Source organism: Streptomyces sp. NPDC002176 (assembly GCF_044903645.1).
Classification (GTDB): domain Bacteria; phylum Actinomycetota; class Actinomycetes; order Streptomycetales; family Streptomycetaceae; genus Streptomyces.
Genome location: NZ_JBJDQW010000001.1, coordinates 617333 through 632125, shown reverse-complemented (window position 1 = coordinate 632125; position 14793 = coordinate 617333). Strand labels below are relative to the sequence as shown.

The window sequence follows — 14793 nt, the reverse complement described above, 5'->3', positions numbered from 1 at the left end:
CGGTGGCGGAGAGCGCCGGGCCGGAACCCGGTGTACTGCGCGGTGTGGCCGAGCACATCGGAAGGCGGCCCCCCAGCTATCCGCCGTATCCGCGCGCCAAGCCGTCGATGCGGAGCGGCGACCGACTCGCGGCGCTGGCACCGGACATGCTGCTGGACGGGATAGCCGTCGGTCGGCTGACAGCTCTGGGAGTCTCGGTGCGGGGAGATTCCCATCGCTGGGAAGGGCAGTGTCGGCAGGACTCCATGGCGATCGCGCGTATCGGCCCGCCCGACACGGAGATGCTGGTGCTGGCCGTCGCGGACGGCGTCAGCTCGGCCGGGCGCTCCCATGTGGCCTCGCGGGATCTCGTGCACCAGACGGTCGCCAATCTGGACGAGCAGGCGGAGACCGTACACCGGGCTTTGCGGGAACGGGACGAACCCCAGCTCAACGGCCTCGCCAACAAGATCATCGGACAGGCGGTGGGGGAACTCCGGCCCAAGTGGCGGGCCCAGGCGGGCGACCGCTACCACGACCGGGACCACGCGACCACGCTCCACGTCCTGCTGGTACCGGTCCTGGCCGCCATCCGGGAACGTCTCCTGCTGAGCGTCGGAGACGGTGGCCTCCATGTGTGCCGCGGCGGTGCCTGGACGAGGGGCGACCAGGAGTCCGAGCCCGCGCCGCTTCTCGACCCGCGGACCGCCGCACTGCCCGGCTCCTACGACACCGTGGAGACGCTGCTGTTCTCCTCGTCCCCGGCGGACGTCCTGATGGTGGCCACCGACGGGATGACCGGGCCGCTGCACCAGGAACGCGAGTTCGCCGACCGGCTCGCCGGTCACTGGGGGAGGGGAGAGGTCCCGGCGCCGTCGGACTTCCTGTGGCAGGCGCAGCTTCGGGCGAAGTCGTACGACGACGACCGCACGGTCGTGTGTCTCTGGGAGAGAGGACCGGGCGATGCGGATTGACGGCGGGGCGGACATCGAGCTGTCCTCCCTTCCCCTCGGAAGTCTGGTCGGCAGCGGAGGCCAGGGCCAGGTACTCGAGCTGGCCGGGACCGACGTCCTGTGCAAGAGATACCGGGACCCCGCGGGGACCAACGGTGAGGCGCTCGCCGTGCTCGCGGCGTTCCGTCAGCGCCTGGCGCCGGTGGAGCGCGAGTTCCTCGACTCGATCGCGGCATGGCCGCTGAGCCGGGTCACCGACCGGGGACGCGGTGTGGGGTTCCTGATGCGTCGTGCGCCGGGCGAGTTCTCGTGGCGGACACCGCAGGAGACGAGCAAGCTGCTGGAACTGCAGTATCTGATCCGGCCGTCCAAGGTCGGTTACCGGACGATCCCTCAGCCCACGCCGCCGGAGCGTCGCGCTCTGGCGCTGGCCTGTGCGCGGGTCGTCGACTGGTTCCATCGCCGGGGAATGGTCGTGGGCGACATCTCGCACGCCAACGTGCTGTGGAGTCTGCGGCCGGAACCCCGGGTGTTCTTCCTGGACTGCGACGGCTTCCGTCCGGTCGACGGTGTGACGGTTCTGCCCGCGACCGACACACCGGACTGGAGTGACCCGCTCACCCCGCCGTCCCAGCACGACTTCGACAGCGATGCCTACAAGACCGCCCTCGCGGTCACCCGGATCATCGCCCAGAACCCCTATCTCGTACCGGGCGACGGCCTGGACCCGGTTCCCGAGAGTCTGGACCGCTACCAGGAGGCCGCGGTGCGCAGGCTCTTCTCCGACGCGGCCGGGGCGCGCCGTACGCGGCCGGTGCTGAGCGAGTGGCTCCATGCCCTCAGTGACCATGGCAGGGAGGCGCTGCAGACCCCGCTGTTCCCGGAGGAGACCGGCGACACCAGGCCGCTGTATCTCGACCTGGACCAGCGCACCGAGGAACCCGAGCAGACCACTCGAGTCGACCCGGACCCGGCGGAGCCCGAGCCGCCGCTCTCGACACCGCCCCCCTCCCGCGAGGTCCGCGACCGGAAGCCGATCAATCTGAGGGTGTCGGGGCGGTAGTCCGGGGGCTGCCCTCACTCACCAGCGCAACAACACCAACTCGCAGGCCAGCCCCGGCCCGATCGCCAGCAGCAGCCCCGGCGTGCCGGACGGTGGGGGGCGGTCGGTGAGGGTGTCGCGTAGTACGTGGAGGACGGAGGACGAGGAGAGGTTGCCGACCTCCGCCAAGTGGCGCCAGCTCAGGGCGAGTTCCTCGGTGGGGAGGTCGAGTACGTCGGTGACGGCCTCCAGGATGCGGGGGCCGCCGGGGTGGCAGACCCAGCCCGTCACGTCCTGTGGCTTCAGGCCGTGGTCGCCGAGGAACTCCTCGACGTCGTCGGCGAGATGGCGGCGCAGCACCTGGGGGATCTCCGGGTCGAGGACGACCTTGAAGCCGGAGTCCCCGATGTCCCAGCCCAGGGCGCCACCGGCGTCCGGGTACAGACGGCTGCGGGCGTCCACGATCGTGGGGCCCATGCACCCGTCCGCGCGACCGGCGCCGCGGGCCACCACGGCGGTGGCGCCGTCGCCGAAGAGGCCGGTGGCGACCAGGTTGGCCGTCGAGGCGTCGCCGCGCTGGAGGGTGAGCGAGCACAGCTCGACCGACAGCAGCACCGCCACCTGGTCCGGCCGCCCCAGCAGGAAGTCGTGCACGCGGGCCAGCCCGGCCGCGCCCCCGGCACAGCCCAGCCCGAACAGCGGCACCCGCCGCACGTCCGGCCGCAGTCCCAGGCGGCCCGCCACCCGCGCGTCGACGGACGGGACGGCGACACCGGTGACCGAGGTGAAGACCAGCAGATCCACGTCGGCCGCCGTCAGCCCGGCCTCTCGCAGCGCCTCCCGGACCACCCTGGCGCCCAGATCGGTGGCGGTGGCGATGAAGATCTCGTTGGCGGCGCCGAAGCCGTCCAGCGTCTCGTACCGGTCGAGCGGCAGGGTCATGTGGCGGGAGCGGACCCCGGCGTTCTGGTGCAGCCGGTCCAGCAGCTCGCGGTCGGCGCCCTCGGGCAGACAGGCACGGGCCACCATGTCGGTGATCTCGGACTGGGCGAAGCGATACGGCGCGAGGGCACCGTGCACGGCGGCGATCCGCGTCATGAGGCTCCCGTACGTCGACCGGCCCGGGGTGGACTCAGCAGTCCTTCCCGCGACCGGTACCCCGGCACCAGAGATCGCCCGTCCGGCGGTTCCTGATCGTGGTGCGCCGGGTGGGCTCCTACGATCGCCGGGTGGTGACTCCCGAGCAGTCGACGTTCCCGGTCCGCACGGTTTCCGCCCTGGCCGGGGCCTGCCATCCCGGCCCGCTGGTGGTGGTCACCGCGCTGACGGCGGCGATGGCGGTGAACGCCGGTCAGGAACCGGGCCGCTGCCTGCTGACCACCGGCGCCGTACTGGCGGGGCAGCTGTCCATCGGCTGGTGCAACGACGCCTTCGACGCGCGCCGGGACCTCGCGGTGGGCCGCCGGGGCAAACCCGTCGCCGACGGCGCGATCGAGCCCGGGCAGGTGTGGACGGCCGCGTGCGCCGCCCTCGCCCTGTGCGTACCCCTCTCCTTCGCCTGCGGACGGTCGGCGGGCGCCGTGCACCTCACCGCCGTCGCGGCGGCCTGGGCGTACGACCTGCGGCTCAAGGCCACCCGCTGGTCCTGGGCGCCCTACGCGGTGGCGTTCGCCGCGCTCCCGGCCTTCGTCACCCTGGGGCTGCCGGGACGGCCGTGGCCCGCGTGGTGGGTCGTCGCCGCCGGGGCGCTGCTGGGCGTCGGGGCCCACCTCGGCAATGTGCTGCCGGACATCCGGGACGACCTGGCGACCGGCGTACGGGGCTGGCCGCAGCGGCTGGGCCCGGAGCGCGTACGACTGCTGCTGCCGGTGCCCCTGGTCGCCGCCTCCGCCCTGCTGGCGCTCGGACCCGCCGGACGGCCCGGCGCGCGGCAGCTGGCCGCGCTGGCGGGCGCCGGGCTGATCGCGGTGGCCGGGACGGTGCTGGGCCGCCGCCGTGCGCGGGCGGCGTTCGCGGCGGCGGTCGCCGTGGCGGTGCTGGACGTGGCACTGCTGCTCGGCAGCGGCGGCCTGGGGACCGAGGCATCCTGAGAAGGGGGACCGGGCCGCATCCGCGCGGCTCCGGCGGAGCGAAGTACCCATGTGTCGCCCGGCGCCGGTGGTGGCGTCGTCGCAGGTGAACAGAGGTGAACCATGCCCGACTCATTGCAGCCGCCCGGCGAGACCCCGCCTGTCGAGGGATCGACCGCCGAGGCCCACCCCGAGCGGCCGGACGGCGGCCCCTTCGAGCACCCCCGGGTGTGGCTGTTCCTCATCCTCCTCGGCTGCGCGCTCATCGCCGCGTTCTTCCTGGTCAGGATGGTCGACCTGTGAGAGGCGCGCTCACTTCAGGCCGCTGAGCATGATCCCCCTGATGTAATGCCGCTGGAGCAGCAGGAAGAGGACCAGCACCGGCAAGATGCTCAGGACCAGGCCCGCCATCACGATCGGCATCGTGCGCGTCGGGTCCACGTAGTCCTGGAGCAGCTGGATGCCGACCGGCAGTGTCATCACGGCCGGGTTCGCCGTCGACACCAGCAGCGCCCAGATGTACTCGTTCCAGGCGTCGACGAACGTCAGCAGCCCCAGCGTCACCATGACCGGCTTGGTCTGCGGCACCACGATCCGCCACCACACCGCGAACTCCCCGGCCCCGTCGATCCGCGCGGCCTCCAGCACCTCGTCCGGGATCGAGACCATGAACTGGCGCATCAGGAAGATCCCGAAGCCGTTGACCAGGAACGGCATCGCCAGCGCCACGATGCTCACGGTCAGCCCGGCCCCGCCCCGCCCCAGCAGGTCGTTGCCGCCCGCCAGCGGCCAGTGCACCAGGATCAGGAAGTGCGGGATGAAGAAGAGGAACGGCGGGAACATCATCGTCGACAGCACCAGCCGGAAGATGAAGTCCCGGCCGGGGAAGCGGAGTTTGGCGAGCGCGTAACCCGCCAGCGACGACGTCAGCAGCACCGACACATTGATCACGGTCGTGGCGATCACGCTGTTGCGGAACAGCACCGGCAGATCGAGCTGGTCGACCGCCGCCCGGTAGTTGCCCAGGTCGAACGCCTCGGGCAGGAACCGGTACGGCAGCGTGCCGGACTCACCCGGCCCCTTGAACGACGTCATCACCATGTCGAGGAACGGCACTACCGTGAGCACGGCGCCCGTCACGACCAGCAGGTACGACAGCCACGGGAAACGGCGGCGGATCACGCGTCCTCCCCCTTGCGCCGGAAGATCCACAACTGCACCAGGGTGACCAGCAGGATCACCACGAACAGCACGAAGGCGGCGGCACTCGCGGTGCCCCAGTCACCGTAGGAGAACGCCTGCCGGTACATCTCCAGCGCGGCCACGTTGGTCGCGTCACCGGGACCGCCCTTGGTCATCACGATGATCAGCGCGAATGACTGCAGCCCGGTGATGAACTGGGTGACGCACACGAACAGCAGCGACGGCCGCAGCAGCGGCAGCGTGATCCGCCAGAAGACGGTCACCGGACCGGCCCCGTCCAGCGCGGCCGCCTCGTAGTACGACCCCGGAATGGACTTCAGCCCGGCGGTCAGGATGAGGATCGCCGAGCCGACCGACGCCCACGCCTGGACGACCACCACCGCGGGCAGCGCGGTGTCCGGGTCCTGGAGGAACGCCACCGAGTCCAGCCCGACGGCGTTCAGGGCGCCGTTGACCAGGCCGCCCGGCTCGTACATGTACTTCCACACATTGCCGACGGCGACCACCGTGGTGACGATCGGCAGCAGGTACAGGGTGCGCCACAGCCCCTGGAAGCGCAGGTTGTCGATGCAGGTGGCGACCAGCACCGAGCCCGCCAGCGCGAGGGCCACGGTGCCCAGCGCGAACAGCAGGGTGTTGGTGAGGATCGGCGTCAGGAACGTCGAGCCGTCCGCGAAGAGGCTCGTGAAGTTGTCCAGGCCGACCGGCCGGATGTCGCCGAGGTCGAACCCGGCCCAGCGGGACATCGACAGCAGCAGCGCGAAGCCGAGCGGCAGGATCAGGAAGACGGCGAAGAACAGCAGTACCGGCGCCAGGAACAGATAGGCGACGACCGCCTGATGACGGCGGGCCCGGCCGCGATGGTCCACGGCCGTCCGGGCCGGGCCGACGGAGCGCGGGCGCGGTGGCCGGGCGGTCGTCTCCGGGGTCAGGGCGTTCACCATGAGCGCGACACCTCCTGGTCTACCTGGCGGCGGATCGTGCGCAGCGACTGCTCGACCGACTGCTGGCCCGTCCACAACGCCTCGATGTTCTTGCGCAGCAGCGACTTGGCCTGCTGCGCGCCCGGCACGTTCGGCTCCGGCACCGCGTACCCCAACGCGTCGAGGAACGGGCGCAGGTTGGGGTCGCCGCCCGTGCCGAGCAGGGTCCGCATGTCGTCGGCGCGGCCGGTCAGGGAGCCCACCGACACCTGGAGAGCGCTCATCCGTGTCGCGGCCGCCCCGTTGCGCGGGCTCACCTTCTCGGTGTTGAGCCAGCGCAGGAACTCCCATGCCTCACGCGGGTGTTGGCTGGAGGTGTTGACGCCCAGCATGAACCCGGTGGCGAGGGTGGCGGGCTTGTCGCCCAGCTCCGGGACGGGCACCGGGGCCACGGCCACGTCCCGATAGGCGTCGCCCATCTGGGACTTCAGGCTGCCGGTCCACCATCCAGCGCTGATCACCATGGCCACCTGCCCGGACTGGAACGCCTTGTAGACGTTGACGCCGGGCGCGCTCGCCCCCCGGCTGACGAGACGGTGCTCCAGGTCGAGCACCGCCCGGCCGGACGGAGAGTCGATGGCGGTGCTCCTGCCGTCCCGGGACATGAAGGTGCCCCCGGACGCGTTGAGCAGGGCGAGGGTCTGGCCGACGGTGGTGGAGTCGTCGTAGGTGGAGAGGCCGAAGCCCTGGACCAGGGTGTTGCCGTACCGGTCGCGTCGGGTGGTGCGGTACGCGGTGTCCTCCAACTCCCGCCAGGTGCGCGGGGGATGGGCGATACCGGCCTCGCGGAGCAGGCGCCGGTTGTAGTAGAGGGCGTAGGTCTGCGCCTCGGTGGGGTAGCCGTAGACCCGGCCGTCCACCGACGCGGAGCCGACCGCCGCCGCGCCGTAGCCGCGGGTGATCTCCGCCGCGTCCTCGGGCGGGGCGGGCCGCAGAACTCCGGCGCGGACGAGCTGGCCGTTCCACAGGCAGTACGGCTGGAGGATGTCGGCGCCCTGGCCCGCGGCCTGCCGGACCATGAAGGTGGTCAGCAGGTCGTTGAACTCGACGGCCTTGGTGCGCACCTTCACCCGGTCGTGGGTGGCGTTCCACTCGTCGACCGGGCCCTGCAGGGCCGCCTTCAGCTCACCGCTCGCATAGTGGGAGAGCACGGTGAGGACGATGGGGTCGCCGGGCCGTCCGGTGCCCTGGTGCGGGGCGGCACAGCCCGCCGCGAGCAGGGTCGCGGCGAGCGCGAAGCGGCGGCGGCTCAGCCCGTGCGGTGCCCCGATCACCGGGCCGCCTCCCGGCGCAGCACGCGGAACACCCGCGTGGTGCCGAATCCGGTCCGGCGGTACAGCCGGGCCGCCGACGACTCCCGGTCGGTCCACAGGAACCACGCCGACCCCGCGCCCCGCGCCCGCATCCGCTCCAGGACCAGGTGCAGCAGCACCCCGCCGAGCCCCGTCCCGCGCATCTCGTCCAGCACCCCGAACGGGCCGAACCGCTCGACGGCCGACTCGTACGTGCCGTGCATCGCCCAGCCCACCAGACGGCCCGAGGGGTCCCGGGCGACGACGATCCGGTCCAGCGGGGCGCCGGTCAGGAGGCATTCCCGGATCGCGCGCGCCCAGTCGGGGACGAAGTGGACGGCGGCGAGGGCGAGGAGCGCGGGCAGGTCGTCGTCGGTGGGGGTGTCGAACTCATAGCCGTGCCGGGTCAGTTCGCCGACCCGCCGTGCGACCTCCGGCGGGAGGGCGTAGTCGGTCAGCGAGCGGTCCATCGCCACCGCCTCGTCCACCGTGCGGAAGCCCAGGGACTCCATCAGAGCGGCCGCCTCCGGGTAGGTCCCGGCGTCCAGACCGGGGAGGAAGTAGTTCGGGGTGTACGGGGCGAAGTCGACCCGGGTGCGGCCGTGGGCGAGCAGCCAGTCCAGGGCGTCGGTGAGCAACTCCCGTCCCACACCGCGCCCTCGGGCGGCCGGGTCGACGAAGAAGAAGGGGAGCCAGCCCTGTTCGGGTTCCAGGTCGGTGCCGGTCATCGGGGTCAGTCGACGCACCGCGTAGGCCGCGCCGACCAGGTGCCCGTCCTCCTCCGCCACCCGGAGCCCGGCCGGGTCGAAGTTGGCGTCGAGCAGCACCAGGGAGCGGAAGCGGTCCGCGGTGATGGGGTCGGCGGGCGCGCTCCGGCACCACGCCGCCACCAGCGGCGGACCGTCACCCGCCCGGAACCCGCGGATCAGGGTCCGGGCCCTCGTCGTGGGATCGGTCATCGACGTCCTTCCGTGTCAGGGGTAGAGGAGTACGTCGTCACCGGCCCACCGGCCGGGCGGTGCGGGCGGCTCGCACAGCGCCAGCGGGTCCCCGCCCGCGTCGACCGTACGCCGCAGTTCGTCGGAGCCCCAGAGGCGGTCGATGAAGTCACCGGACCAGGCGAAGTCGTCCGGGTACAGCCGCCGCAGCGTGCCGAGCATGGCGACGGCGGTGCGTACGGGGGCGAACGCCTCGCGGTCCGTGACGTGGAGCTGGACCCCGCGCACGGGGCGTCCGGCGTGCTTGTCGAAGGTCGGCACGTACCGCACCTCCCTGAAGTGCACACCGGGCAGCTCGAGTTCGGCGAGCGCGGGGGCGAAGCGGGCGTCGACGTACGGTGCGCCGACGGTCTCGAAGGGCTGGGTGGTGCCCCGGCCCTCGGAGACGTTGGTGCCCTCGAACAGGCAGGTGCCGGGGTAGACGACGGCGGTGGCGTAGGTCGGCATGTTGGGCGAGGGCGCGATCCAGGGGAGACCGGTGGCCTCCGCGTCCATCTCCCGGCGCCACCCGGCCGCCTTGATCACCGTCAAGTCGGCCTGTCTCCCGACGACTTCGGCCACGGCCGACCTGTTGACGCACCAGGCCAGTTCCCCGCAGGTCAGCCCGTGCCGGATCGGCACCGGCGCCCGCCCGACGAAGCTCGCGAACGCCGGGTCGAGCACCGGGCCCTCGCTGACGAGCCCGCCGAGGGGGTTGGGCCGGTCGGCCACCACGAACCGCACGCCGGTGCGCGCGGCGGAGACCATCAGGTCGAACATCGTCCAGACGTAGGTGTAGAAGCGCGCCCCGACGTCCTGGAGGTCGTACACCAGCGCGTCCACGCCACTGTTGATCAGCAGCTTGTCGAGCCGGTCGCCGTCGCGGCGGTACGTGTCGTAGATCGGCAGCCCGGTGGCCGGGTCGACCTCGTGGGACTCACTCCCGCCCGCCTGGGCGGTGCCGTACAGCCCGTGCTCGGGGCCGAACAGGGCGGCCAGGTTCACTCCCGCCTCCAACAACGCGGGTGCCGTCGGGCGCAGGTCGGGCAGGACACAGGTGTGGTTGGTCACCAGCCCGAGCCGACCGGGTCCGGCGAGTCCGGGCACCGCGCACAGCCGGGCGATCCCGGTCGTCACCTTGAAGCGGTCGTCCGTACTACTCATTTCTTCGCCCCTTATCGGAAATTCTCTTGAATGTCCCGGAATTGGGCAATGCTGCGGACACTACCTCCCGGTACCCGCGCCCCCCTGGCGACGACGTTCGCCCGTAGGAGTGGAAACCCGTTCGACTCCACCCACCACACGGCCGATCATCTGCTCATGCCACTGAGAGGGCACTCCGGCGGCCCTCGGGTGTCTGGTACTGGTGCTCGCATTTCTGGCGATCTGGGTGATCGGTGTCATCGCCCTCTTCCGGTGACCGTGGCTGGTTGGCTGGAAAGGGCTCCTTCCCGTGGGGGTTGACGCCTCGGGCGGGGTTTGCGGCAGCTATCGCGGTGGCGGGGCATCGGGGGCGCATGGGGTTTTTCCGGGCCCGGCACCAGCGGTGGAGGCCGCGTGGCCCTCTATCACGGCCCGCCGTCGCAATGGTTGCTTCACGACGACTTCAGGTCCGGGGCCCCAGGAGGGGCCATTCGGAACGTGGCGCACTCCGGTGTGACTAGCATGTGGGCGTAACCGGCTGGAAGATCGCCTTCCTCCTAGGGCGGCCGCTTCCGGACCCGCGATCGAGCGTTCGGTCGCCGATTCTTCTGCTCGCAGACCGAGGGACCGCGGAATGTCAGTTCCTGCACCGTCCGTTCAACACCGCTCGACGGCCGTCCGGCGCAGCTCGTGGGCGGTGCCCGCGGCCGTGGTGGCGGTGACCGCCGTCGCGGCCGCCGTCGCGGTCGGAGCGGCACCGTCCGGCACCCGCAGATGGACGCTCGTCGTGGCGGGCGCGGGCTGGGCGTGCGTCGCCGTGACGGTGCTCGTCGGACACCTCCTCCTGCGCCGGGCCAGGCATGCCGCCGCCACCCAGGCCGCCGAGAACGACCGGCTCCGCGCACAGGCGCAGCAAACGGCCGCGCAGAACGGCCACTTGGTCAACGTGACGCTGCCCTCCCTGCACAACCTGGTGCTGACCGGCAGCGGCGCCGCCGACGCGCTCGCGGGCGTGTCGATGCCCAACGACCAGAACCTGCGTCGGGTCGCCCAGCTCTCCGCCGGTGCCCTGGAAGAGGCGGTGGGCCGCGCGGCCGCCGCCGACGAGGAGTGCCGACAGACCCAGGACGCGCTCAACGAGGTGCTGTCCGAGGTGGACCGGCTCGCGCGGGAGACGCTGCCCGTCGCCGTGGCCCGCCTCGCCGAGGGCCGCTCCGCCGACACGGTCCTGGGTGAACTCAAGCTGCCCCAGGTGCCGTTGCTCCAGGACCTGAGCGAGCGGTTCGTCAGCGAACTGGCCCGCAGCGAGCGGCGTCAGGGCGGTACCCGGATCGCCTCCACCAAGGCGCTCAGCCGGGTGCAGGCCAAGGCCGTCAGCATGCTCGCCGACCTGCGGGCGATGCAGGACGAGCACGACGGCAAGATGCTCGGCGACCTGATGCGGCTGGACCACAAGACCTCCCAGCTCGTGCTGATCGCCGACCGGCTGGCGCTGCTCATGGGCGGCAAGACCAGCCGCACCTGGAACAAGCCGATCCGGATGGAGAGCATCCTCCGGGGCGCCATCGGCCGCATCGCCGCCTACCAGCGGGTCCGGCTGCACTTCACCTCCCAGGCCGCGATCTCCGGCTTCGCCGCCGAGGGCGTGATGCACCTCCTCGCCGAACTGGTCGACAACGCGGCGAACTTCTCCCCGCCCACCGACGAGGTCCACGTCTACGTGGAGGAGCACCGGGCCGGGATCGTCGTCACCGTCGAGGACAGCGGACTGACCATGTCCGAGGCGGCGATGAAGCACGCCGAGGGCGCCGTCGCCGGAAGCATGGCCGACCTCGCCTCCCTCCAGGGCACCCGGCTGGGCCTCGCCGTGGTCGGACTGCTCGCGCTCAAGTACCGCATCAACGTCAGCTACCGCCCCTCCTCCCGCGGCGGCACCGGCGTCGTCGTCCTGCTGCCCCGGCACCTCATCGCGCAGCAGCGCGACCCGTGGCCCGCGCAGCGGGAGGCGGCCCGCCCGGCCACCGCCCGCCCGGTCCCAGCACCCGAAGCGGCCCCCGCTCCCGAGGCCCCCGCCCCCAAGGCACCGACGCCCGCCCCGGCCCCCGTCGCCGAGGCACCCGTCCGGCCCGAGCCGCCCGTCACCGCGCCGGAAGTACCCGGGCAGACCCGGCAGGAGCCGCCCGCCTCCGCCACCCCGAACGGACTCCCCGTCCGAAGGCCCGGCCGCACCATGAGCGACGCCGAGCGCGGCCAGCGGTCCGCCCCCGAGGCCACCCCGCCCCGGAAGCGGCCCGTGCACGACGTGGGCTCCCGCTTCGGCGCCTTCCACCGCTCGCGCAAGCCCTCGGGCGACACCCTCGGCGGCCGCCCCGACCCCGAGCCGCCGACCGCCGGTTAGCCCCCCAAGCCCCACCGGGCCCGCGCCCGGCAGCCACGCCCCCCTCGTGCCCATGAGATTGGAGGAACGGGTCGGTGACCGATCAGCCGGACACCACCGTCCCATCACCCATCATGCAGACCACCGACAACAGCCTCGTCTGGCTGCTGCAGAACCTGCTGGAGCAGACCCCCGGTGCCCGGCACGCCCTGGTCCTGTCACGCGACGGCCTCAAGCTGTGCTGGACCCCCGACCTGGCCGCGGATCAGGCCGACCAGCTCGCCGCGATCTGCTCCGGCCTGCAGGCCCTGTCCCACGGCGCGTCCGTGGAGTTCGGGGACGGCTCCGGCGGCGTACTCCACTCCATGACCGCCTTCCACGGCGGCCTCCTGTGCATCGTGGGGGCCGGTGAGGGCGCGCACCTGGCCGTCGTCGCCGCCGAGGACGCCGACCCCGGCCGCCTCGGCGAGGAGATGACCGGCCTGGTCGACAAGATCGGCGAGCATCTGCGGGCCGCGCCCCGGCAGCCGTTCCAGGGGAGTACCCCCTCGTGACCCGCAAGCCGGTGGACACCGGCGCCCCCGACCGGCTCTACACGGTCACCGGCGGGCGCAGCAGCGTCGACGACACCCTGGACCTGGTCACCCTGATCGTCGCGGAGTGCCAGCCGACCACGGGCATGCAGTCCGAGCACTCCCGCATCCTGACCCTCTGCCAGCACCCGACCTCGGTCGTCGAGATCTCCGCCGAACTGGAACTGCCGATCATGGTCGTGCGGATTCTGCTGGCCGACCTCCTCGACACCGGCCGCATCACCGCACGGCACCCACCCGTGAACCCCTCGCTCCCCGATCCCGCCCTTCTCAAGGAAGTGCTCCATGGGCTCCGCAATCTCTGAGCTGCCCGCCCACCGCACGCCACTGGCCGACGCGGCGGAAATCGGTCTGAAGATCGTCGTCGTGGGCGGATTCGGCGTGGGCAAGACCACGCTGGTCCGCTCCGTGAGCGAGATCCGGCCGCTGAACACCGAGGAGGTGATGACGGAGGCCGGTGTCGGCATCGACGAGACCAGCGGCGTCGCCGCGAAGTCGACCACCACCGTCGCCTTCGACTTCGGCCGGATCAGCCTCAACGACACCATGGTGCTGTACCTGTTCGGCGCGCCCGGCCAGAAGCGCTTCTGGTTCCTGTGGGACCGGCTCTTCTCCGGCACCCTCGGCGCCGTCGTCCTGGTGGACACCCGCCGGATGGACGACTCCTGGTACGCGATAGACCGGCTGGAACACCACGGCACACCCTTCGTGGTGGCCGTCAACCGGTTCGACGACGACGCGACCCACCACTCCCTGGACGAGATCCGGCAGGCACTCGCCCTGCCCGATCACGTGCCGATGATCGACTGCGACGCACGGCTCCGGCAGTCGGGCAAGGACGTGCTGATCACCCTCGTGGACCATGTCTACACACTGGCCACCGCCCAGGAGGCGACCCCGTGACCGACCCCGGCTCCTTCTCCGCGCACCCGGCCCCGCCGCCCGGCTGCCCCGCCCACACCGACGCGGTGCGCCTCGCGGGCCTGGAGTACCAGCAGACGCCGTCGCAGATGTACCGGGCGCTGCGCCGCGAGCACGGTGCGGTCGCGCCGGTGCTGCTGGACGGCGACATCCCCGCCTGGCTGGTGCTCGGCTACCACGAGGTCGCCCAGGTCACCACCCACGACGACCTGTTCGCGCGGGACTCGCGGCGCTGGAACCAGTGGGACAACATCCCGCCGGACTGGCCGCTGATGCCCTTCGTCGGCTACCAGCCCTCGGTGCTGTTCACCGAGGGGGAGGAGCACCGGCGCCGGGCCGGGGTGATCACCGAGGCGCTGTCCGGGGTGGACCAGTTCGAGCTGTCCCGCGACTGCGAGCTGATCGCCGACGAGCTGATCGCCCGGTTCGCGGGCAGCGGCCAGGCCGAGCTGATGTCCTCGTACGCGCACATGCTGCCGATGCGGGCCGTGGTGCAGGTGTGCGGCATGCCGCTCTCGGGCGCGGACACCGAGCAGCTCGTGGACGACCTGCGGATCTCCCTGGACGCGGCCGAGGGCGACGACCCGGTGGCGGCCTACGGGCGTGTGGGTGAGCGGCTGGTGCGGCTGGTCCAGGACAAGCGGGCCGACCCCGGCAAGGACGTCACCTCGCGGATGGTGCTGCACCCGGCGGGGCTCACCGACGAGGAGATCGTCCAGGACCTGATCTCGATCATCGCCGCCGCGCAGCAGCCGACCGCGAACTGGATCTGCAACGCGCTGCGGCTGCTGCTGACCGACGAGCGGTTCGAACTCAGCGTGTCCGGCGGCCGGGTCAGCGTCGGCGAGGCGCTGAACGAGGTGCTCTGGCTGGACACGCCCACGCAGAACTTCATCGGCCGCTGGGCCGTACGGGACACCCAGCTCGGCGGCCGCCGGATCAAGGCCGGGGACTGCCTGGTCCTCGGGCTGGCGGCCGCCAACACCGACCCGGGGCTCTGGCCGGAGGGCCATGTGGGCGCGGAGAACGCCGCGCACCTGTCGTTCAGCAACGGCGAGCACCGGTGCCCCTACCCGGCCCCGCTGCTCGCGGACGTCATGGCGCGTACCGCCGTGGAGACGCTGCTGGAGCGGCTGCCCGACCTGGTGCTGGCGGTGGACCCGGAGCAGCTGACCTGGCGGTCGTCGATCTGGATGCGGGGCCTGACGACCCTGCCGGTGCGGTTCACCCCGGTCGACGGCTAGCCGGTCGCCGCTGGGCC

General features: G+C 72.1%; 15 protein-coding genes. 9 read left to right on the top strand and 6 right to left on the bottom strand.

Features of this window, described 5'->3' with window-relative positions; genetic code table 11:
• The first annotated feature begins 2 nt into the window (after window positions 1-2).
• A complete protein-coding gene (locus ACI2LY_RS02710) occupies window positions 3-953 on the top strand; it encodes a protein phosphatase 2C domain-containing protein (protein WP_404705510.1) in 951 nt (316 codons plus the stop codon).
• Entirely contained in the window at window positions 943-1995 is a 1053-nt protein-coding gene (locus ACI2LY_RS02705; RefSeq protein ID WP_404705509.1) for a hypothetical protein, read from the top strand. Before ACI2LY_RS02710 ends, ACI2LY_RS02705 begins: the two co-directional genes overlap by 11 nt.
• An 18-nt stretch (window positions 1996-2013) precedes the next feature.
• Here the strand turns inward: ACI2LY_RS02705 and ACI2LY_RS02700 are convergent, their stop codons facing one another.
• Window positions 2014-3072, bottom strand: a complete 1059-nt coding sequence (locus ACI2LY_RS02700; protein WP_404705508.1) for a type III polyketide synthase — start codon at window positions 3070-3072, stop codon at window positions 2014-2016.
• A gap of 131 nt (window positions 3073-3203) precedes the next feature.
• Between ACI2LY_RS02700 and ACI2LY_RS02695 the strand changes: the two genes are divergently transcribed.
• A complete protein-coding gene (locus tag ACI2LY_RS02695; RefSeq protein WP_404705507.1) occupies window positions 3204-4064 on the top strand; it encodes a UbiA family prenyltransferase in 861 nt (286 codons plus the stop codon).
• Between the two features lie 102 nt (window positions 4065-4166).
• Window positions 4167-4346, top strand: coding sequence for a DUF6480 family protein (locus ACI2LY_RS02690; protein WP_389005494.1), 180 nt, complete (start codon window positions 4167-4169; stop codon window positions 4344-4346).
• A 9-nt stretch (window positions 4347-4355) separates the two neighbouring features.
• Here ACI2LY_RS02690 and ACI2LY_RS02685 read toward each other — a convergent pair whose 3' ends face one another.
• The 5 genes from ACI2LY_RS02685 to ACI2LY_RS02665 are packed head-to-tail and all read right to left on the bottom strand — an operon-like array spanning window position 4356 to window position 9662.
• Window positions 4356-5225, bottom strand: a complete 870-nt coding sequence (locus tag ACI2LY_RS02685) for a carbohydrate ABC transporter permease (RefSeq protein WP_393912363.1) — start codon at window positions 5223-5225, stop codon at window positions 4356-4358.
• Window positions 5222-6190 (bottom strand): carbohydrate ABC transporter permease, encoded by a 969-nt coding sequence (locus ACI2LY_RS02680; protein ID WP_404705506.1) that lies wholly within the window; start codon window positions 6188-6190, stop codon window positions 5222-5224. The genes ACI2LY_RS02685 and ACI2LY_RS02680 overlap by 4 nt, the downstream gene beginning before the upstream one ends.
• Window positions 6184-7503, bottom strand: coding sequence for an ABC transporter substrate-binding protein (locus tag ACI2LY_RS02675; protein ID WP_404705505.1), 1320 nt, complete (start codon window positions 7501-7503; stop codon window positions 6184-6186). The genes ACI2LY_RS02680 and ACI2LY_RS02675 overlap by 7 nt, the downstream gene beginning before the upstream one ends.
• The gene (locus ACI2LY_RS02670) at window positions 7500-8480 is read right to left on the bottom strand and encodes a GNAT family N-acetyltransferase (RefSeq protein ID WP_404705504.1); all 981 of its coding nucleotides are present in this window, start codon (window positions 8478-8480) and stop codon (window positions 7500-7502) included. Before ACI2LY_RS02670 ends, ACI2LY_RS02675 begins: the two co-directional genes overlap by 4 nt.
• 15 nt (window positions 8481-8495) lie before the next feature.
• Entirely contained in the window at window positions 8496-9662 is a 1167-nt protein-coding gene (locus ACI2LY_RS02665; protein WP_404705503.1) for an exo-beta-N-acetylmuramidase NamZ domain-containing protein, read from the bottom strand.
• Between the two features lie 613 nt (window positions 9663-10275).
• On the opposite strand from ACI2LY_RS02665, the gene ACI2LY_RS02660 reads away from it, so the two are divergent.
• From ACI2LY_RS02660 to ACI2LY_RS02640, 5 genes are all read left to right on the top strand, one after another.
• Window positions 10276-12039 carry an ATP-binding protein gene (locus ACI2LY_RS02660; RefSeq protein ID WP_404705502.1) on the top strand — a complete coding sequence of 588 codons (1764 nt, stop codon included), beginning with the start codon at window positions 10276-10278 and terminating at the stop codon, window positions 12037-12039.
• 74 nt (window positions 12040-12113) lie between these two features.
• Window positions 12114-12572 (top strand): roadblock/LC7 domain-containing protein, encoded by a 459-nt coding sequence (locus ACI2LY_RS02655; RefSeq protein ID WP_244336046.1) that lies wholly within the window; start codon window positions 12114-12116, stop codon window positions 12570-12572.
• Entirely contained in the window at window positions 12569-12916 is a 348-nt protein-coding gene (locus ACI2LY_RS02650) for a DUF742 domain-containing protein (protein WP_389005480.1), read from the top strand. The genes ACI2LY_RS02655 and ACI2LY_RS02650 overlap by 4 nt, the downstream gene beginning before the upstream one ends.
• Window positions 12897-13514, top strand: coding sequence for a GTP-binding protein (locus ACI2LY_RS02645; RefSeq protein ID WP_404705501.1), 618 nt, complete (start codon window positions 12897-12899; stop codon window positions 13512-13514). Before ACI2LY_RS02650 ends, ACI2LY_RS02645 begins: the two co-directional genes overlap by 20 nt.
• Window positions 13511-14776: a cytochrome P450 gene (locus tag ACI2LY_RS02640; RefSeq protein ID WP_404705500.1), complete on the top strand. Its 1266-nt coding sequence runs from the start codon at window positions 13511-13513 to the stop codon at window positions 14774-14776. The genes ACI2LY_RS02645 and ACI2LY_RS02640 overlap by 4 nt, the downstream gene beginning before the upstream one ends.
• Window positions 14777-14793: the final 17 nt, after the last annotated feature.